At 56.6% G+C, this 23392-nt stretch carries 2 protein-coding genes; both read left to right on the forward strand.

What is annotated here, in order from left to right; translation table 11 throughout:
• Nucleotides 1-42: 42 nt before the first annotated feature.
• Complete coding sequence (locus tag KQX66_RS30695; protein WP_216797197.1) at nt 43-5844, forward strand: type I polyketide synthase; 5802 nt, start codon at nt 43-45, stop codon at nt 5842-5844.
• Between the two features lie 40 nt (nt 5845-5884).
• A complete protein-coding gene (locus KQX66_RS30700; RefSeq protein WP_216797198.1) occupies nt 5885-23383 on the forward strand; it encodes an SDR family NAD(P)-dependent oxidoreductase in 17499 nt (5832 codons plus the stop codon).
• The last annotated feature ends 9 nt before the right edge of the window (nt 23384-23392 follow it).

Consider the following 23392-nt stretch of genomic DNA (forward strand, 5'->3'; position numbering starts at 1 on the left):
GCGAATTGACGAGTGATGAGCAGATGGGGGGAGGATGAGAACATGCGAAATGATGAGCGGTTGGCACAACAACGTCGTGAGATGGTGGAACTCGATCAATTTCTCATCCGTTTGCTTCGTGTACAGCTGCATTCCAGTGGGTGTAAGCCCGATGCAGCAGATTATCGCGTTAAGGAAAATGTTTCAGAGGTACACGAACTGTACCGCCGGTGGCTGGAGCATACCGCTTTCGTGCTGAAGGGACAGCCTCCCATCGGCACCGAGAACAGCGGGGAGCTGTGGAAGGAATGGGATACCCGCATGCAGCAATGGCTTGCGGATGAGAACATGCGGGCGAAGGCGCAACTGGCCGATACGATGATGAAAGCTTTGCCGGACATTTTGACAGGCCGCCGGTCAGCTACGGATATCATGTTCCCGAATGCATCGATGCGAATGGTGGAAGGCGTTTACAAACAAAATCTCATCGCAGACCACTTCAATGAAGTCGTCGCGGAGCAAGCCGTGAAGCATGTACAGCAAGTTATCGACAGCGGCCGGAGGCAAGGCTTGCGCATTTTGGAGATCGGAGCGGGCACCGGGGGAACCAGCGAGATGCTTTTATCGCGGTTCGGCCCGTACGGCGCGAATATTCAGGAATATGGCTACACGGACATTTCAAAGTCCTTTCTAAGCTATGCAAAAACAAAATATAAAGAAAAGTATCCGTATCTTGCCTATCACATTTTAAACATTGAAGAACCAATCGCGGATCAGAATTTGGATGTAGGCCAATACGATCTGGTTGTGGCAACGAACGTGCTGCATGCGACCCGCAACATAAGACAGACGCTTCGCAATGCGAAAGCGCTCCTGAAACGCAAGGGCGTTTTACTAATTAACGAAATAACCGAAAATTCCTTGTTCAACCATGTGACCTTCGGTTTGCTGAAAGGCTGGTGGCTGTACGAGGACGAGGAGGTGCGCCTGCCCGGCTGTCCGGTATTAAGCCCGGAGATGTGGAACGTGGTGCTGGAGCAGGAAGGATTTGAAGCGGTCGCTTATCCGGCGGCGGATGCCGATTATTTGGGGCAGCAGGTCATTGCCGCCGTCAGTGACGGAATTGTGCGGCAAATGCGAAACGCTTCGCCGGTAGGTGCCGCTCAGGAACCGGATCTTGCGGCTATTGCGGCATCGAGCGACCAAGCGACTAACCAAGCCGCTGCCGGCGAAGAAGGCGACAGCGCGAATCGTCTGTCGCACAAGCAGTTAAGGCAAAAAGGCAGGGCGTATTTCAAAAAGCTGATCGGGGAAATTTTGGAGGTCGAGGCGGGAAGCATTGATGCCGGTGAAGCCTTGGAGATGTACGGCATGGACTCGATTTTAATTATTCAGCTAACCGACCGTTTGAACAAAGTGATGGATGAGCATGTAAGCAGTACGCTTTTCTTTGAATATTCGACGATTGACGCTTTGGTGGATTATTTTATACAAAATCGGTGGCCTGCGCTGGCCGCAATGGTCGGAGCTGAGGAAGCAGGAGCTGCCTCACTGCAGGATGGCAGTCACCGCCAGGAGGCCGGAGATATCGAACAGCGCCCCGATGCCTCGATGATGTCGCGGCCTGTCGCTGTAACGGCCCGGCCGGCGGCATCCAGTTCTGTAAGCAAAGATATAGCGGTCATCGGTCTTGCGGGGCGATATGCCCAAGCCGATCATATGGGTGAATTTTGGGAAAATTTGAAACAAGGCAAACATTGCATCACGGAAATTCCCGAAGCCCGCTGGAACTGGAGGGAGCACTATCATCCCGAAAAAGGCCGGGAAGGCTCTACCTACAGCAAGTGGGGCGGATTCATCAGGGGGATCGATACCTTCGATCCTTTGTTTTTTTACATTTCCCCTAAAGAAGCCGAGCAGATGGACCCGCAGGAGCGGCAGTTTTTACAAATCGTCTATTCGAGCATAGAAGATGCGGGCTATAGCCCGGAAGCTTTGAGCCGTTCGCGCAAAGTGGGCGTGTTCGTCGGCATCATGAACGGCAATTATCCGACAGGGGCTTCTTACTGGTCTGTGGCGAACAGAGTATCCTACTGTTTAAATTTTACCGGCCCGAGCCTTGCGGTCGACACGGCATGCTCCTCATCGCTTACGGCAATCCATCTGGCGCTGGAGAGCCTGTACAGCGGCACCAGCGACTGCGCTATCGCCGGGGGAGTGAATTTCATCGTGGACCCGGTGCATTATGTGCGATTGTCGGAAAAGACGATGCTGTCGGGAGGCGATCAGAACCGGGCGTTCGGCGATCGGGCGGACGGCTTTGTCGATGGCGAGGGAGTAGGGGCCGTCGTATTGAAGCCGCTGCCGCTCGCGGAAGCGGACGGCGATCACATTTACGGCGTCATTAAAGGCAGCGCGATTAACGCCGGAGGCAAGGTGAAGGGCTACACGGTTCCGAATCCGGGCATGCAGTCGCAAGTCGTGATGGAAGCTATTCGGCGGGCAGGGGTCGACGCGCGGGCAATCAGCTATGTGGAGGCGCACGGAACGGGAACGGCATTAGGCGACCCTATCGAAATTGAAGGACTGCGGAGAGCTTTTGAACACAATACGCAGGACAAACAGTTTTGTGCGATCGGTTCGATCAAATCCAACATCGGCCACTGCGAAAGCGCGGCAGGGATAGCGGGTCTGAGCAAAATATTGCTGCAGATGAAACACGGCCAACTGGCGCCTTCCCTGCACGCTGAAGCGCTTAACCCGAATATCCGGTTCGGCGAGACGCCGTTTTACGTGCAGCAAGAGCTGACAGAGTGGAAACGGCCTGTCATCGAATGCGACGGAGTCTTCCGGGAGGTGCCGAGAATGGCCGGTATTTCTTCATTCGGGGCCGGAGGAGCCAATGCGCATGTGATCGTGGAAGAGTACATCCCGGATCGGGCAATGCTTCCTGCAAAGGCGGTATCGCCGGGAAAACCCCATATGATCGTGCTGTCGGCTCAAAATACGGACCGTCTTCGAGCGAGGGCTTCCCAACTGCTTCATGCTGTCGAAGCGGAAAATTACACGGACAGCCAGTTAGGCGACATCGCCTATACGCTTCAGACGGGACGAGTGGCTATGGAAGCCCGGCTTGCCTTTATCGCGTGTTCTGTGGAGGAGTTGAAGGAGCAATTAAACCGTTTTATTGCCGGGCAAGCGGGGCAGGAGCAGCTGATCTTCGGGGAGGTACAGAGCCGTAAAGAGGCGGTGGCCGAGCTGGCCGCAGACGAGGCCATGCAGGAGATGGTCGCAAGCTGGATCAGGGACAAGAAATATGCGCAGCTGCTGCAGATTTGGGTCAAAGGGTTCGAGATCGACTGGGACGCCTGTTACGGCAGGGATAGGCCGGGCCGCATCAGTTTGCCCGCTTATCCGTTCGCCGAAGAACGTTATTGGGTTCCAGTCCGTCAGGACAAAAAAGACGCGGACGAAGGGCATGCTGCGTCGTCCGCGGATGGGGTTTTGCACCCGCTGCTGCATCGCAACACGTCGCATTTGCTGGAGCAGCGGTTCAGTTCCGTATTCGACGGCCGGGAGTTTTTCCTAAGCGATCATCGCGTCAACAACGTCAGCGTCCTGCCCGGGGCTGCTCAACTGGAGATGGCATTAGCTGCTGTGGTGCGGGCCGCCCCGCCGGACTGCGCAAGCACCGGCGTTGCGCTCACGAATATGGTGTGGGCACGCCCGGTTACGGTGGAGCAAGAGCCTGTTTCCGTGCATATTGGCCTGCGTCTCGACCAAAACCTGGAAATTGACTTTGAGATTTACGGCGTTCCCGAGCAAGGGGAAGAAACCGTTCTGTACAGCCAGGGGCGGGCAACGTTGACCGGAAAACCGGAAAGCAGGCGCATCAATATATCCGCTGTCAAACCGCTATGCGACAAGGGAATGCTGACGTCTGAGGAATGTTACGCGGCTTTTGCGGAGATGGGACTGTTCTACGGCGAGAGGCACAGAGGCATTGAACGGCTTTATTTGGGCCGCAATCAGGTGCTGGCCAGGCTGGCGCTGCCCGCTTCCGTATCGGATACGCTGCAGGCGTACACGCTGCACCCGGTTCTCATCGATTCGGCATTCCAGGCGTCGCTTGGCTTGACTTTGGATTTGATGCAGCGGCCACTTCTTCCGCTTCGGCCGCCGCTGCCGTTTGCTTTGCAGCGGCTTGAAATGCCGGGCGGCTGTGCTCCCGTCATGTGGGCGCGCGTTCAATACAGCGTTCCCCGCGGGGCAGAAGATGGCGTGATGAAGCTGGACATCGATTTGTGCGACGAGAGCGGCAACGTTTGCGTGCACATGCAAGGATTCACGACCCGGCTGTATTCAGCGGAGGGGGCAAGTTATGCGCAGGAGCAGGCCTGGGCACAGGTACGCGATTCCGCCGCGGAAGCGGCCGTTTCTTCGTCCGGTCCCTCGGCGGCGCGAGCGTTGATGCTGGCTCCGGTGTGGGAAGCTTTTCATGTCGAACACCGACGCCAACGTCAAGATCCATTATCCGTGTCAACCGCCAAACCGTTATTCATTGGCGGAAATGAAGACTTGCTTGAAACGCTGCGTACCGCAGTCCCGGATGCAAGTGCGGCGCATATTCCCGACAACGCTACGTTCGAACAAATAAAGGGGATATTGGAAACATTCGGGGGACGTATCCGGCACATCGTATGGGTGGCATCAACCCTTGCCCCCGCTATAGCGGGAGCGGAGCATAGTCCGGTTCGCCGCCAGGAGAGCGAGTTGATCCAAGTATTCAGACTGGCGAAAAGCTTGCTCCAGCTTGGTTTCGGAAGCCGGGAGCTCGACTTGACCGCAATTACGTTCCAAGCGGAGGCCGTTTATCCCGATGACCGCGCCAATCCCGGGCAGGCCGCCGTACACGGGTTCATGGGATCGCTGGCCAAGGAATATCCAAATTGGAATATTCGCGTTGTCGATCTTGACGCGGCGGAAGGATGCACAGTGCAGGACATATTGGCGCTGCCCCCTGATCCGCTGGGTAATGCTTATGTGTACCGCGAAGCGGAATGGTACCGCCAGGAGCTCGTTCCTGTAGAATATGTGCCTTTACAGCATACCGTTTACCGGCGCGGAGGCGTTTATGTTGTCATCGGTGGCGCGGGCGGCATCGGCGAAGTATGGAGCGAATATATGATCCGCACTTATCAAGCCCGCATCGTCTGGATCGGCAGAACAAGCATAGATGCCGTTATTCAGGCGAAGCTGGACCGTTTGGCCGCCGCAGGTCCGCAGCCGGCATATATCCAGGCGAACGCGGCGGACCTAAGCGAGTTGCAGCGGGCATATGAGCGGATTCGAGGGCAGTATTCCCGTATCGACGGCATCGTACATTCGGCGCTTGTGCTGTCCGACCGCAGCATTGCCAATATGGAGGAAGAGGAATTCCGGGCTGCGCTTGCCGCGAAGCTGGACGTCAGCGTGAATATGGCGCAAGTGTTCGGAAAGGAAGAGCCGGATTTTGTCCTTTTCTTCTCCTCCTTAAATTCATTCCTAAAGCTGCCCGGCCAAAGCAATTATGTGTCGGGCTGCGCCTATGCGGACGCTTTCGCCCGCCAACTGTCGCTGGAATGGCCTTGCCCGGTCAAAGTCATGAACTGGGGGTATTGGGGCAGCGTAGGCTCCGTGACGTCCGCGCAAATTCGTCATAGCATGGAGCAAAAAGGAATCGGTTCGATCGAGCCTGCCGAAGCCAATCAGGCGTTAGAGCAGCTGCTGGCAGGCCCGCTGGATCAAATTGTGATGATGAAGGTTATAAAGCGGCCCGACTTGCCGGCGCTGAATGAAAGTAAGACGGTCACCGTATTTCGCTGAACGACACATTTTTACCCAACGGCAAAAGGAGTGACTTGGCATGGAAAACACCCGGCGCCTGAATTCGGTTCATGAGCAACTGGAGCAGCTGGACAGTGTAAACCGGCTGCTCGTGAAATTGATGTGGGCCCAATTGCATGGGCTAGGATGCTTCGCACCGCATTTTGCGCTGAACGGCGGAACAAAAGCGTTTTATTCCAAGTGGTTGCAGGAAAGTTTGAACCTGCTGCGCGACCATCGGCATTTGCTGCCTGTGAACGATGTAAATGCCGACGCGGAGACAGCGTCTTCCTTCATCCAAGAGGCGTGGAAAGAATGGGATAGCAAGCTGCCGGAATGGCTGGCCCATCGCGATCTCAAAGCGCATGTGCGGCTGGCGGACAAAACGATACGCCATTTGCCGGATATTCTTGGCGGCAGCAGGCTGGCAACGGAAACGATGTTCCCCGAATCGTCCATGGAACTGGTCGAAGGCGTCTATAAGCATAACGCGATCGCGGATTATTTTAACGAGACGCTGGCGAAAGAAGCGGCGAATTACGTGCACAACCAAGCGCAGGGCGCAAGGGAAGTGCGGATTCTGGAGATCGGGGCCGGCACGGGCGGCACAAGCGAAGTCGTCTTTCAATATTTGGAGCCTTTGCAGCAGTCCGTCCGGGAATATTGCTATACCGACATTTCCAAGGCGTTTCTCATGCACGCGGAACAGACATACGGTTCCCGGGTCCCTTATTTAGTGTATAAAATCGCGGATTTGAGCTTTCCCTTCACAGAACAGGGACTTGAAGCAGGCGCGTACGATTTTGTCATCGCCAGCAATGTGTTGCATACGACGCGGGATATCAGACATACGCTGCGCATCGTCAAAACGGTCATGAAGAAGAACGGGCTGCTGCTGTTGAATGAGATTACAGACAAAACGGTCATCAACCATTTGACTTTCGGCTTGCTGGAAGGCTGGTGGCAGTACGAAGACAAGAGGCTGCGCGTTCCGGGCTCTCCGGCGCTGTCTGCGGAATCGTGGAGAAAAGCGCTGCAGCGGGAAGGGTTTCATTCCATCGCTTATCCGGCTATCGAGGCGGCCCATTACAAACAACAGATTATTGCCGCCAATAGCGACGGAGTCGTCATCCAGTCCGTTACTTCCGGCAGCAAGGCGGCGGAAGCATCGTCTTCTACAGCGCCGCAGCGGAATTATGCAGATGTGAACAAGTCGCTTTCTTCAGCTGCCCATGTGGGGACTGAAGCGGCCTCCGATCGAACGGCGGCAGATGATGAGGAGCAGACAAGCGGCATGGCGCCGGTTCCCATAGCGGTGACCGACCAAATGGTCGAGGAATACGTAAGATCGGCCATCCGCGAGAGCATCGCCGGTGATCTGAAAATTGACGAAGGCCGCATCCAAAATGATCGCAGCTTTTCCGAGTACGGCATAGATTCGATTATCGCCGTTCACTTGGTGAATCTTATCAATAAGAAATGCGGACTGACGCTGCAAACGACAGTTGTATTCGATTATAACAATGTGGATCAACTGGTGCAGCACATTAAACGGGAGCATCATTCTACGATTAAGACGCTGCTGCACAGCGTTAAGGCGGAGGTCTCCCACACGGAGCCGGCGGCGGGGGTGTCTGGCGGAGCGCTCGAAACAACGTCCTCCGGAGAGAGGCATTCCGTAACCGCTGCACCCCGTGAAAGGGAGCGGATAGCTTCGACTGCGCCAGGACGCGACGCTCCCGGAAGCGCGGCAGCCTTGGTACCGGGGCGGCATGAAGTCCGCATGATTCACAGAGCGGTCATCGAGGGGCCATCAGCGGATTGCGATGTGCAGATCCGTCAGGCCGAGGCACCGGCGCTTCGCGAAGACGAGGTGCGCATCGCCGTTCGCGCATTTTCTTTAAATTTTGGCGATTTATTGTGCATCAAGGGGCTATACCCAACGATGCCGCCTTATCCGTTTACACCGGGATTCGAGGCCGGAGGAATCGTCGTTGAGACGGGAACGGCCGTGACCTCCGTCCGCTGCGGCGATGAAGTGATCTTTTACGCCGGAGAGCCTATGGGCGGACATGCGTCTGCCATAACATGTCATGAGTCTCAAGTGTTTCCGAAGCCGCACGGACTGTCTTTCGAGGAAGCTTGCTCTTTGCCGGTGGTGGCGATGACCGCCATCGCCGCGTTCCGCAGGGCGGGAATAAAAAAAGGCGAGCGCGTGCTCATTCAAACCGCTGCAGGCGGCGTCGGTCTCATTGCGGTGCAATTGGCCAAGCATTACGGTGCGGTCATCTTTGCAACAGCGGGCAAGCAGGCCAAGCTTGAGCATTTGCGGCAGATGGGGGTAGACTATGCCATCAACTACGTGGAGAATGATTTTGAACAGGAAATCAAGCGGCTGACGAAAGGAGAGGGCGTTGACGTCATTCTGAATACGCTGGCCGGAGAGGCGCTGCAAAAAGGATTGAACTGCCTGTCTCGCGGCGGCAGATATATCGAAATTGCGATGACGGCTTTGAAAAACGCCAAAACGGTCGATTTATCCGGGCTGAACCACAACCAGTCGTTTTACAGTATCGATTTAAGAAAGCTGGGGTTCGAAGATCCGGAGCTGCTTCTGTCGTACCGGAATGAAATGCTCCGGCTCATTGAAGAAGGCTCTATACGACCGCACGTTGGGAAGGTGTTTTCGTTTGACCAACTGAACGATGCTTATCGCTTCATGGAACGCAGAGAGCATATAGGAAAAATCGCAGTGACGATTCCGGAGCCATACCGCTTCCCGTCCGCAACGGCATCGGGTTCATCTGCGCCATCAGCATCGGCGGCATCAGCCGCATTCGACGGCAGCCGGCTGGCACGCACGAATACGAAGGAGCCGGTGGCCATCGTCGGGATGAGCGGCCGCTTCGCACGCTCGGACCATGTCGATGAACTATGGGAACACTTGGAAAAAGGTGCAAATTTGATTCAGGAAGTGTCGCGGTGGGATCTTTCCAAATATTTTCCTGACGGTTCCGGCTACTGCAATTACGGCAGCTTTTTGGAGGATATCAGCGCATTCGATCCGCTCTTTTTCAATATTTCGGGCCAGGAAGCGAGTTATATGGACCCGCAGCAAAGAATTTTTCTTGAGGAATCGTGGAAAGCGCTCGAAGATGCCGGGTATGCGGGAGCCGGCATGCAGGGACGGCGCTGCGGCGTTTACGTAGGATGTACGGGAACGGACTATCGGCACATCCTGGGCGACAATCCGCCGCCGCAATCGTTCTGGGGCAAGGCGGGGTCGATCATCCCGGCACGGATTGCTTATTATCTGGACCTGCACGGTCCCGCCATTGCAGTGGATACCGCCTGCTCCAGCTCGTTGGCTGCCGTTCATCTGGCTTGTCAGGCGCTGTGGTCCAACGAGATCGACCTGGCACTGGCGGGCGGCGTGTTTATTCAATCTACGCCGCAGTTCTATATCGACTCGAACCGGGCGGGCATGCTGTCGCTCCATGGCCGCTGTCACACGTTCGATGACCGCGCGGATGGGTTCGTGCCCGGCGAAGGGGCAGGGGCGGTCGTATTGAAACGCCTGAAGGACGCTTTGGCCGACGGGGATCAGATCTATGGGGTTATCCGCGGCACGGGCATGAATCAGGACGGCGCGACGAACGGCATTACCGCACCGAGCGCCAAGTCGCAAACTCGCCTGGAACAGGAAGTGTACGACACGTTCCAGATTGATCCGGCGGACATTCAAATGGTGGAAGCGCACGGCACAGGCACCAAACTGGGCGATCCGATTGAATTTCAGGCTTTGACTAGCGCCTTCGCACGTTACACCAGCAAGACGGCCTACTGCGCGATCGGCTCCATCAAAACGAATATCGGGCATTTGGCCACTGCGGCGGGCATTGCCGGTTTGATCAAAATATTGCTTTCTTTGAAAAACAAGCGCATTCCGGCATCGCTGCACATGCAGAACGGAAATCCCAACATTGCGTTTGAAGGAAGTCCGTTTTACGTGAACACGACAACAAAAGACTGGGATGCGGAAGAAGGGAAGCTTCGCCTCGCTGCGATCAGCTCATTCGGCTTTAGCGGGACCAATGTGCACATGGTTGTTGAAGAAGCGCCTCAGCCGAGCAGGCGCAAACGCGATCTACAACCGGGCTATCTGATCGCATTGTCTGCGCGGACGGAACATCAGCTGCGCCAGCAGGCGGTTTTGCTCGCTGAGCATTGCGGCCGTCAGCCCGCGGATTGCGGAGATATGAGCTACACGTTATTAACGGGCCGGCAGCATCTGGGCCACCGCTTGGTCTGTATCGTACGCAGCCCGGAAGAGCTGGTGGCGCGTTTGAACAGCTGGCTGGAGAAAGGGAGGGCGCCGCAGCTGTATACGTCTGCCGTGAACCGCAACGAGCTGCGGGAACAGACGGCGCTGAAACGTTATGCCGATGAATGCATCCGAAAATGTAGTCAAGCGGACAATGCAGTTGCTTACCTGGAGAACTTGTCCGCTGTGGCGGAATTATTCATACAAGGATATGAATTGCGTTTTGAAGAATTGTTCCCCGCAGGAGCGTATCGGCGAATTTCGCTGCCGACCTATCCGTTCGCAAGGGACAGCTACTGGGTTCCGCCGAGCGTGGACAACGGCAATGATGTGCGGGCCGAAAGGGAAGCGGACCGGATCGTCCGCCTTCACCCATTGTTGCATGTCAATACGTCGGATTTATCCGAGCAGCGTTACAGCTCGTTTTTTACCGGAGAAGAGTTTTTTCTGGCCGATCATATTGTACAAGGGGAAAAAGTGCTGCCTGGCGTAGCGCATTTGGAGTGGGCGCGGGCAGCTGTTGAACACGCGGCGGGCGGTGTGGGCGAGGCTCACATGATCCAACTGAAAAATGTCGTGTGGACAACTCCGCTCGCCGTAAACGAAACCGATGTGCCGGTCCATATCGGCGTATATCCGGCAGAAAACGGCGATTTAGCCTTTGAGATCTACCGGGAAACGGATGACGAGGGGCAGCGTCTGATCTACAGTCAAGGCGTTGCGGTCATACGAGAGCGAAATGAAGTGCCGCAGGCGGACATTCCTGCGCTGCGGGCCGAGTGCAGCCCGAGCCAAGTGACGGCGGAAGCTTTCTACGACGTCACGAGAGAGGCGGGGATTGCCATCGGCGACAGTCTGTGCGGGATCGAGACCGTGTTTTTGGGAAGAGAGATCGTGCTGGCCAAGCTGTCCCTGCCTCCGTGCATCTCCATAACGGAAGGGAACTATGTCCTCCATCCGAGCATGATGGATTCCGCTCTTCAAGCGGCGATCGGATATTTGATAGGTACGGCTGTTGATCAAGCGGAAGCCCGCAAGCCTGTACTGCCGTTTGCTCTGCAAAATCTGCAAGCGTACCGTCCCTGCACGGCGGGGATGTGGGCTATCGCCCGGTATAGCGAGGGCCGCTCGGCTTCCGATAAAGTGGATAAACTCGATATCGACTTGTGTGACGACGACGGGAACGTTTGTGTGCGCATGACGGGCTTTACGCCGCGGGCGCTGGAGCGGCGCACCCTTCAAGACGGCGGAGAGGTCGGGCAATCGGTCGTGCTGGTGCCTGAGTGGCGCGAGAAAGAGGCGAATAAGGAAGCTGTAAAACAAAACTATGACCGGCATTTCGTGATATTGTCCGATCCTTTCGCGCGTTGGGCCGACCGGATTCGCTCGGACATCCGCGATGCCGATTGTACGGCGTTTTCACTTGACGGCGCTGAGGCCGGGTCAGAGCCGAATCTTATCGCCCGGCGATTTCTTGATGCCTCGGTTCAGCTGCTCGAAGCCATTCAACAGGCAATCCGCAGCGGCTCGAAAGAGCGGGTGCTGATCCAGGTCGTCGTTCCGAATTGCGGGCGGGACCGGCTCTTGACGGGACTGTCGGGGCTATTGCAGACAGCGAGTCAGGAACATCCGGGGCTGCACGGGCAAGTCATTGAAACGGGCGACGATGAAGAGGCTTCCGCGCTGATCGCCAAGCTGACGGAGAACAGGAACGGAGCAACGGAGCGTCTGATCCGCTATGCGAACGGGAAGCGGTATGTGCGTGCTTGGAAGGAGACGGAGGCTTCCGCAGCGCCGGCAGCCGTCCCCTGGAGAGATAAGGGGACCTACTTCATTAGCGGCGGGCTCGGCGGACTGGGATTTATTTTTGCGCGGGAAATAGCGCATCAAGTGAAGGGCGCCACCATTATTTTAAACGGACGCTCGCCGCTTGATGCGGAGCAGCAGGCAAAACTGAGGGCGCTGGAGATCGGCGGAAACCGGATTCTTTACCGCGCAGCAGACATGTCTGATCGGCAAGCCGTTAGCTTGCTGATGCAGGAAATCCAGACCGACTTTGGCGGTCTGAACGGAATCATTCATAGCGCGGGAATTACGAACGACCGGATGCTTCGCCAAAAGTCGGCGGAAGAAATGCGGGAAGTTTTTGCTCCTAAAGTAGACGGAACGGTGCTGCTGGACGAAGCAAGCGCAGCGATGAATCTTGATTTTTTCCTTTTGTTCTCTTCGTTGGCAGGCGTGTTGGGAAATCCGGGTCAGGGCGATTATGCGGCGGCAAACGCTTTTATGGATGAGTTCGCACGGCATCGCAATGAACAGGTGGCCGCTCGCGAGCGCAGCGGCTATACGGTGGCGCTAAATTGGTCGCTCTGGAAGGACGGCGGCATGAAGGTGAGCGGGCCGGCGGAGAAGATGATGCGGAGGCAGCTAGGCATGATGCCGATGGAGACAGGCGAGGGGATGCGTTTATTCCGTCAGGCTGTCGCCAGCGGGAGCGGTCAGGCAGCCGTATTTCATGGGCAAATGGACCGCCTGACGTCCAAATTGATGCCCGTCGGGCCGGCTATAGCGGTTGCGACGCGAGAGATGGCAGACGCAAACAGCGGCAATCATAGGCAGCGAATGGACTCTGCCGGAACTCTTGCCGGTCCGCTTTCCGTCAGCTTGCAGGAAGCGCTGAAACAGACCGTATCCCGGATGCTGAAGGTGAACAGAAGCGACCTGTATCCGGATGTCGAGTTCGGCGAATACGGTTTCGATTCCATCTCGTTTACCGAATTCGCGAACAGACTGAATGAACAGTATAAGCTCGAGCTCACGCCTACCGTCTTCTTCGAGCATTCCACGATCCGGACGCTTGCGGACTATTTGGCGGCTTCGCATGAACAGGAGCTACGTCGCGTATTTACCGTTTCCGCTGCCGGGCAGCATGCTTTGACGCATGACGAGGCGGAGGAAATAAAAGGGGCCTCCCCTGCCGATTCCGATCGCCGATCCTTCCGGCAGCGGGACGTTACGGTCGGCCGGCCCCGTTTTGGCGCCGACCCTAATGATGCGGCACGCGAACAAGAGCGGGCTGCGGCCGAGCCAATTGCCATTATCGGAATGAGCGGCAAATTTCCGATGGCGGACAATGTCAACGAGCTATGGACGAATCTGAAGGAAGGGAAAGATTGCATTTCGGAAATTCCGCCGGACCGTTGGGATTGGCGGGCGTATTACGGTGACCCGGAGCAGGAGGCGAACAAAACCAACATCAAATGGGGCGGATTCATGGACGGGGTGGCCGACTTTGATCCGATGTTCTTCGGCATATCGCCGCGTGAAGCCGATCTGATGGACCCCCAGCAGCGGTTGCTGATGATGTATGTCTGGAAGGCGATCGAAGATGCCGGGTATTCCCCGGAAAGCTTGTCCGGCAGCAGGATGGGCCTGTTCGTCGGAACGGCAAGCAGCGGTTACAACGGGCTGTTCTCGGGCGCGAACAACGTCATCGAAGGATACTCGTCCACAGGTCACGTTTCCTCGGTCGGTCCGAACCGGATGAGCTATTTTCTCAATATAAACGGACCGAGCGAACCGGTCGAGACGGCGTGCTCCAGCTCGCTGGTGGCGCTGCACAGAGCTGTCCAAGCGATTCGCGGCGGCGACTGCGACACCGCGGTCGTCGGCGGGGTGAACACCATCCTGGACCCGAGCTATCATATTAGCTTCAACAAAGCCGGCATGCTGAGCGAGGACGGCCGCTGCAAGACGTTTTCGGATCGGGTCGACGGGTATGTCCGCGGCGAAGGCGTCGGGATGATTTTCCTGAAAAAACTTCGGGATGCAGAGCGGGACGGCGATCATATTTATGGCCTTGTGCGAGGCACGGGCGAGAACCACGGCGGAAGAGCAACCTCGCTCACGGCCCCCAATCCGAGAGCGCAGGCCGATTTGATTAAATCCGTGTATGCGAAGGCACAGATTGGTCCCGCAACCGTCACCTATATTGAGGCGCACGGCACAGGCACGCCGCTTGGCGATCCGATTGAAATTAACGGGCTGAAGACCGCCTTTGCGGAACTGAGGCAGTTGCCGGACGCCCCGCCAGGCGCTGTATGCGGGATTGGCTCCATTAAGACGAATATCGGCCATCTGGAGCTTGCGGCGGGCATCGCGGGCGTAATCAAGGTTTTGCTGCAATTACAGCATAAAACGCTGGTCAAGACGGTGCATTTTGACAAGTTAAACCCGTATATTCGATTGGAGAACAGCCCCTTCTATATTGTGAACGAAAATAAGGAATGGCCGGCTTTGCGGGATTCCCGGGGCAAGGAGCTGCCGAGGCGGGCCGGGATAAGCTCCTTCGGATTCGGCGGCGTGAACGCTCACGTGTTGATAGAGGAATATATCCCCGGCTCCGCCCCGGATGCCGAATGGAGAGCATCCCCGGACAGCCCCGCTCTCATCGTACTGTCGGCAAAAACCGAGCAGCGGCTGCTGGAGCAAGCAAGACAGCTTTTGGACGATCTGCAAAAACGGCAGTATCCGGATGACCAATTGGGACGCATCGCCTATACGCTTCAAGTGGGCAGGCTGGAGATGGAAGAGAGACTCGGTCTGATTGCCGCCTCTGTTCACGAACTTAAAGAGAAGCTTACGGGATACATCGAACATAAGCCGGACATGGAAGGCGTTTACAGAGGTCAAGTAAAACGCAATAAAGAAGCGCTGTCCGCTCTCGCGCAAGATGAAGACGTGCAGGAAGCGGTACAGCGGTGGATACGGAAGAAGAAGTTCGCCAAACTGCTCGAGCTTTGGGTCAAGGGCCTGCATGTCGACTGGTCCGGATTGTACGAAGGCCGCAAGCCGCAGCGGATGAGTCTGCCGACATATCCGTTTGCCATGGAGCGCTACTGGGCGCCGCAAGCAGGGCGGTCGGCCGCTGCCGGGCCGCTTCCGCCGCAGGCCGCTTGTCTGCATCCGCTGCTGCATCGCAATACGTCCACACTATCCGGGCAGCGGTTTACGTCCACATTTGGCGGTGGCGAATTTTTTCTGGCCGATCATGTGGTTCGGGGCCGCAAAATGCTGCCTGGGGTCGCCTATCTTGAAATGGCGCGAGCCGCCGTGGAGCAAGCAGCCGAATCGGGCATGCGGAAGGATGTAACTGTGAAACTGCGTGACGTCGTTTGGGCCAGCCCGGTTGCCGTTCATGAAGAACGGGAGCAGGGGAACGTACAGGTTCATCTCGGACTGTATCCGGAAGAGAGCGGAGAGCTGCGTTATGAAATCTATGGCTTGGAAGGGCCGGAGGTCGAACACACAGTTCTATATAACCAGGGGAACGCTGTTCTGCAAGAACGGCGCGAAGGAGGCGCTATCGATATTGCAGCCTTACTGGCGGTGTGCAATCACAACACGTTGGGTGCGGAACAGTGCTATCGGATATTGGCAGAGGCCGGCTTGAATTACGGGCAAGGCTACCGGGGAATTGAAAATCTTCATGTCGGAAACCATCAGGCGCTCGCGCAGATCACTCTGCCGACCGTCGTAGCTTCGACTGCGAATGACTATGTGCTTCATCCGAGCTTGCTGGACTCCGCCGTGCAGGCCTGCATCGGGCTGCGGGCATTCGGTCGCGGAGCGGTCGCTCCGTTTGCGCTTGACGAGATGGAAATTTACAGTTCATGCACGCCGCGAATGTGGGCATGGGTGCGGCGGTCGAATGTGGCGATGCTCGAAAGTTCCGTGGAGAAGCTGGACATCGATCTGTGCGACGAGCAGGGCCGACTTTGCTTGCAAATGAAAGGATTGTCCGTCCTGCGGACAGACGAGGGAAGCCATGGCGACAGGAGCGTCCGTGCCGTAAACCGGCAGACAGGAGGGAAGGATTCGCAGACCAACGTTGTTGCCGGGCTTTTTTCTCCGCAGGGTACAGGGGCATTGCTGCAATACCCGGTGTGGGATACGGTCCCTTTCGAGAAAAGCGTCTTGACTCCGGCTCCGCAAGACAAGACGGTTTTCGTCGGGGGTACGGAAGATCAGTTGCTCGCCATCCGGCAGCTATATCCGGATGTTCAAACGATTCGGCCCGACAATTTGATCGATACGGAGGAGCTTACAACTTTGCTGGATCGGTACGGCCCGATCGATCATCTGATTTGGGCGGCGCCTTCGGCATGGAATGGCGCTCTTATTGGCGAACAAACGCTGGATCAGCAGCAGCACGGGCTCATGCAACTGTTCAGAGTAATAAAATCGTTGACCCGTCTTGGCTATGACACAAGGGAATTAGGTATGACCGTCATCACGAACCGGACGCAGCCTATTCATCGTTCCGACCCGATTCAGCCCGTACATGCAGGAATTCAAGGGCTGGTCGGATCGCTGGCTAAAGAAATGCCGAACTGGAGCATCCGTCATGCGGATGTGGAGGGGGAAGCGGATTTGCCCGTTCATGAACTGTTCGCCCTGCCTGCCGATCCTGACGGAAACACATGGGCATATCGGGGACGGGAATGGTATCGGCAAAAGCTGATCGCCGTTCAGCAAGCGGAGCTACCGGCGAAATGCTGCAAAGAAGGGGGGGTATATGTTGTCATCGGCGGTGCCGGGGGCATCGGCGAAGTATGGAGCGAATACATGCTCCGCACCTATAACGCCAGGCTCATATGGATTGGCAGACGAGCCTTGGATGAGCGTATTCAGGCGAAGCTGGATAAAATGGCGACGATCGGTCTCCCCCCGCTATACTTGTCGGCCGATGCTTCCGACTACGAAAGTTTGCAGCAAGCGTATGACGTGATCAAACAGACTTATCCGGCGATCAACGGCGTGATCCACTCGGCGGTCGGGGTGATGGATGAGAGCCTGACCCATATGACGGAAGAACGCTTCAGGGCCGGGTTATCCGCCAAAATCGACGCCAGTGTTCGCATGGCGCAAGTTTTCGCCAACGAACCGCTCGATTTTATGATGTACTTCTCATCGATGAGTTCGTTCAGCAAGCCGCTTGGACAAAGCGGTTATGCGGCAGGTTGTACGTTCGCGGACGCTTTCGCCCATGAACTAGGCCGGGAACTGCCGTTCCCCGTCAAGGTTATAAACTGGGGGTATTGGGGCGATATCGGAATTGCCGAAATGGTGCCTGCCGCATTCAAACAGCGGCTAATCCGGACAGGAATCGGGTTCATTGAGCCGGATGAAGCGATGCAGGCTCTGGAGATTTTGCTTGGCAGCTCCGTAAACCGGATGGCCTTCATCCGCACAACGATGCCGAATGCAGTGGCGGGAGTTAGCCGGGACGACGTGCTGCTCGCGGTTCCCCGCGTTCCGGAAGTGCCTGCGGGGAACTTGCGGCAGCGGATGCCTGCTTCATCTTCCTTCGTACAGCAGTTGAAGCTGGAAGGAAGCCGTTTCGCCCAGGAGCTGGACAACATGCTTCTTGCCCTATTGGGCGGGCAGCTTCAGGCCAGCGGACTTTTGAAAGACAGCACGAAGCTGCTGGGGGAATACGCCCGCTGGCTGGACGAAAGCAAATCCGTACTGGCGCGGCATCGTTGGACCGATCGCCCTTCTCCATCGCTGGACGCCGTCTGGAGCGAATGGGAGGGGCGGAAACAGGCTTGGATGCAGGACCGTAATCTGAAAGCGCAAGTGCAATTGGCGGACGCGATGCTGCGTCATTTGCCCGACATCTTGACAGGGAAAATCCCAGCGACGGACATCATGTTCCCCGACTCCTCCATGCAGCTTGTAGAGGACGTGTACAAGCATAACGCCGTGGCGGATTACTTCAACGGCATACTTGCCGACACCACTGCCGCCTATGTGGAAGAACGGCTGCATCGGAATCCGCACGCCCAAATTCGCATTCTTGAGGTGGGTGCCGGAACGGGAGGAACCAGCGCCATTGTTTTGGACAAGCTGAAGCCTTATGCCGGGCATATTGCGGAATATGCCTATACCGATCTGTCGCGAAGCTTTTTGCTGCACGGCGAACAACATTACGGTGCGGAAAATCATTACTTGAAATGCCGGATTTTCGACGTAGAGAAATCGCCGGCGGAACAGTCGCTGGACATAGGCGGCTACGATCTGGTGATCGCTGCGAATGTGCTGCACGCGACCCGCAGCATCCGCCGGACTTTGCGCCATGTCAAAGCGCTGCTGAAGGGGAACGGGCTGCTGCTATTAAACGAATTGACACGTAGTTCTCTGTTCAGCCATCTCACTTTCGGCCTGCTGGAAGGCTGGTGGCGCTACGAAGATGAGCAGCTGCGTATTTCGGGTTCCCCGGTGCTTGATACGGAGCGTTGGCGGACCGTGCTTGAGCATGCCGGATTCGGGTCCGTGCTGTACCCGGCCGCATCGGCCGCAAGCTTGAGTCAACAGATTATTGCCGCGAAGAGCGACGGGATGGTCCGTCTGCCCGTTTCAGTGACCGTGCCCGGCCTGCCGGACGAAGCCGAGAGCAAAGACACCCCGGCTGCCGGGAATCATCATGGGTTTTCCAATCAGAATGGTCCGGAAGCGGAGAAGCAAAGCCTTCGCAAGAGAAGCACCCTTTATTTCAGACAATTGGTCGGAGAAGTTGTCAAAATCCCGTACGAGCAAATTGACGAGAACGAGTCGCTGGAAGCATACGGCATCGACTCTATTCTGATCGTTCAACTGACGAACAGGCTGCGCAAGCATTTCAGCGATGTCAGCAGCACTTTGTTTTTCGAATATCGGACTCTCGCGGCATTGATCGGTTATTTCATGGACCGGCACAATGAGGAGCTTATTGCACTCCTGGGACACGGCGAAACGGAACCGGCGGCCGCAGAGCAAGCGGAGCGGAAGCAGCCCGCTTTGAGCCGGCAGCGAAACGATCTGGCGCAGCGGACATGGCGGCAGCCGCTTCCGCGAACAGCTCCGCAGCCCTTGCCAGATGCGGGCCCGGCTTGTGCGCCGCAACCGATCGCGGTCATCGGGATGAGCGGACGTTATCCGCAAGCGAACAATCTGGAGCAATTTTGGGACAATTTAGTTCAAGGCAAAGACTGCATCACCGAAATTCCGGAAGAGCGGTGGCCATTGGCAGACTTCTATGTGCCGGATCGAAAAACAGCGGTTTCTCAAGGGAAGAGCTACAGCAAATGGGGCGGATTCGTGGATGGTTTCGCCAGCTTTGACCCGCTGTTCTTCCATATGTCACCGCGGGAAGCCATGGACACAGATCCGCAAGAGCGGCTATTCCTTCAGTCCGTATGGGAAGCCCTCGAAGATGCCGGCTATGCCGCCGAACTGTTCGCCCGGCAGCACAAAGGCAAAGTAGGGGTGTTCGCCGGCATTACCAAAACAGGCTTCAGCCTGTACGGCCCGGGATTATGGCAGCAAGGGAGCGAGCTGTTTCCGACGACATCCTTCGGCTCCGTGGCGAACCGGGTGTCCTATTTGCTGAATCTTCACGGCCCGAGCATGCCTGTGGATACGATGTGTTCTTCATCGCTGACGGCCATCCATGAAGCTTGCGAAAGCTTGCGCAGCGGGGCATGCGAAGCGGCGATTGCGGGCGGGGTGAATCTGTATCTGCATCCTTCCAACTATGTTGGCTTATGCGCAAAGCGCATGCTGGCAGCGGACGGTAAATGCAAAAGCTTCGCCCAAGACGCGGACGGCTTTGTGCCGGGGGAAGGCGTCGGCGTTTTTATTTTGAAGCCTTTGTCGAAAGCGGTTCAAGATCGGGATCCGATTCATGCTGTGATTCGCGGAACCGGCATTAACCACGGCGGCAAAACGAACGGATACACGGTGCCCAATCCGGCGGCGCAAGCGGAGCTCATCCGTGAAACGATGGACAAGGCAGGTGTTCACGCCCGGTCCGTCAGCTATATTGAAGCTCATGGCACGGGAACGAGTCTCGGCGATCCGATCGAGATCGCCGGGCTGACGCAGGCGTTTCGCAAGGAGACGAGCGAGTCCGGGTATTGCGCAATCGGCTCGGTAAAAAGCAATATCGGTCATCTGGAGTCGGCCGCAGGCATTGCCGGTCTGACCAAAGTCATTCTCCAAATGAAGCATGGAACGATCGCGCCAAGCCTGCACGCGCAGGAGCTGAACAGCGAAATCCGCTTTGGCCAAACGCCATTTGTTGTCCAGCAGGACGCTGCGGAATGGAAGAGGCCGGTGATCGAAATCGGCGGCTTCAGGCAAGAGGTTCCCAGAATCGCCGGCATCTCTTCGTTCGGCGCCGGCGGTGCGAACGCTCACGTCATTGTCGAAGAGTTCACGGCTCAGCATGAAGCAGGCAACGGTTCCCGGCCAATCGGCCCCGAGCATCCTGCCGTCATTGTGTTGTCTGCGCGGAATGGAGACAGGCTACTGGCACGGGCCAAGCAGCTCCTAGCGTTCATCCGCCGCGAGGAAATAAAGGATACGCAGCTGGCCGATGTGGCCTACACTTTGCAGGTCGGCCGCGAAGTTATGGAAGACCGGCTGGCGTTCACCGCCAGCTCGGTGGAGGAACTTGTCCGAAAGCTGGAAGCATTCGTTGCGAATGGAGCGCAAAATTTTCCTGACGACATCTACACAGGACAGGTCAAGCGTCTATCTGACGCGCTATCACTCTTTGTTTCCGAAGAAGAGATGCGCGAAACGGTCTTGACCGCGCTTGAACGCAAAATGTACGCCGATCTGTTACAGATGTGGGTAAAGGGCGTGCCGGTCGACTGGAACAAGCTGTACGGGGACATCAAACCTCGTAGAATACGTTTGCCTGCCTACCCTTTCGCCGGCGAAGTCTATTGGCTGCCGCCGGCTGACGTGAAGCGGCCCATGCCGGCAACGGAAGCGGTGCCTCTATACGGCCCTCTTCATCCGCTTCTGCACCGGAATACGGCGAATTTGGCGGAACAACGATTCACCTCGACGTTTACGGGACAGGAATTTTTCCTGGCGGACCATCTCGTCAAAGGGCGCAAAGTGCTGCCTGGGGTTGCCTATCTGGAGATGGCCCGCGCAGCCGTAAAAGAGGCGGCGGCAAAGCAGCATGGCGGACAGAACGTCATATCGCTTCGGAATGTCGTGTGGGCAAGCCCGATCCGTGTGACAAGCGGGGAAACGACCGTTCACATCAGACTGTACGAGGATGACAGGAACGAAATCCGGTACGAAATCTATACCGGGGATGCCGCGAATGACGGAGGCATGGACACAGAGGTAATTCATGGTCAAGGAAGAGCAGTTCTTCAGGAAGAAGCTTGCGGCACGCTCCGGCTTGATCTCTCTGCCATTCGGGCGTTTTGTACACGCGAACTGAATTCGGAAGAGTGCTATGCGGCTTTTGCCAAGATGGGACTTGCATACGGGGCAGCTCTGCAAGGCATCGAAGTTTTATATACAGGACAAGATCGGGTGCTTGCCAGATTGTCCCTGCCTTCCGAAGCAGCGGATTCGCTGGCTTCTTTCGTGCTGCATCCCAGTTTGCTGGACGCGGCGCTGCAGTCTTCCATCGGCCTTGCGATCGGCGCCTGGCCCCGTTCGCTGCACATGGATCAACCGATGGTGCCGTACGCGCTGGAGCAAGCGGATGTGCTTCACCCATGCGCTTCGCAGATGTGGGCGTATATCCGCTACAGCGAGAACTGCGGCCCGCAGGACCGCGTGCAGAAGCTTGACATTGATGTGTGTGATGACGAAGGGCGTGTATGCGTACGGCTTAAAGGGTTTACTTCCAAAAGATGGACGCACGACCTATCTGCGGTACAGGCAGCCGATGAGAATGATACGCTCCTCCTGGTTCCCGAATGGCAGGAGCAGGAGGAGGAAGTCGTTCCGCAGCTTTCCTTCAGCAGCCATATCGTCATGCTTTGCGAGCCTTGGAGCGACAGCGCCATGCACGAACTCATTTCGGTAGAGATGGACCCGGCCTTGTGCCTCCGGCTGAATGCCGACAACCTCCAGCGCGTTCCGGGAGGCGAAAGCATAGAGCGCGGCTTTCCATACGCTGTGTCTCAAGCTTTCGGGCACATTCAGCGCGTATTGAAGTCCAGGCCGGAAGGGCCTGTATTGATTCAACTGCTCACCTCCGGTCAAGGGCAATACGAGCTGTATTCGGCTTTATCCGCACTGCTGAAAACCGCCGAACTGGAAAATCCGCGGGTGATTGTGCAAATCATCGAAGCGGAGCCGGGCGAAGAAGCTCCAGCGCTGATTCGAAAACTGAGGCAAAACAAATCAAGCGCCGGAGACACCTCTATCCGCTATGATCGGGGCAACCGATATACGGAGACGTGGAAAGAACTGGAAGATACGGGGTCCCCGGAAACAGTTTGGAAGGATGGGGGGATTTACTTAATAACCGGAGGCATGGGCGGGCTAGGTTATGCGACGGCGCTGCACATCACCCGCCGTGCGAATGATCCGACCTTAATCGTTACCGGCAGATCCCCAATGGACCGAACACGCGAGCGGCAGTTGCATCAGCTTGAGTCCATGGGTGCCAAAGTTTTTTACAGGCAGTCCGACGTATCCGATCCGGAAGCCGTAACGGATCTTATGCGCGATATTCGCCGGCAATTCGGGGGTCTGAACGGAATTATCCACAGCGCGGGCATAATTCGCGACAGCTTCATGATCAAAAAACCGCTGCATGACATCGATCAGGTTCTGGCTCCGAAAGTAGCGGGCACCGTTTATTTGGATGAAGCGAGCCGGGACTTCGAACTCGATTTTTTTGTGCTGTTTTCTTCATTATCGGGAATCGCCGGCAATACGGGCCAGGCGGATTATGCCGCGGCCAACGCTTTTATGGATCGCTATGCGAAATACAGGAATGCATTGGCGGCGGCCGGCGAGCGACACGGCCATACGCTGTCCATCAACTGGCCCCTTTGGGAAGAAGGCGGCATGCAGATGGATGAGCGGGCGCGCAACAAAATGAAGCAGCTATCCGGCATGACTCCCATGGACCGCGAAACCGGCATGAAGGCGCTCGATCTGGCGCTTGCTCTGAGGGAGCCGCAAGTTGCGGTCATGTACGGCGATGCCGGCAAAATCAGAAGCTTCATGGGACTGACCGGGCGAGTCGGCTTGAATGCCGCGAATGCCGATACATCCGCACAGCCGGACCGGGAGGCAATCTGGCGCGAGCTTGTTGAAAAAGTCAGAAGCGGCGAATGCTCGTTGGAACAGTTTACCGACCCTGAAGAGCTGGAGAAGCTGTTGGCTACACTTATTCAATAGCGAGGTGCC

The organism is Paenibacillus oleatilyticus (assembly GCF_018998565.1).
Classification (GTDB): domain Bacteria; phylum Bacillota; class Bacilli; order Paenibacillales; family NBRC-103111; genus Paenibacillus_G; species Paenibacillus_G oleatilyticus.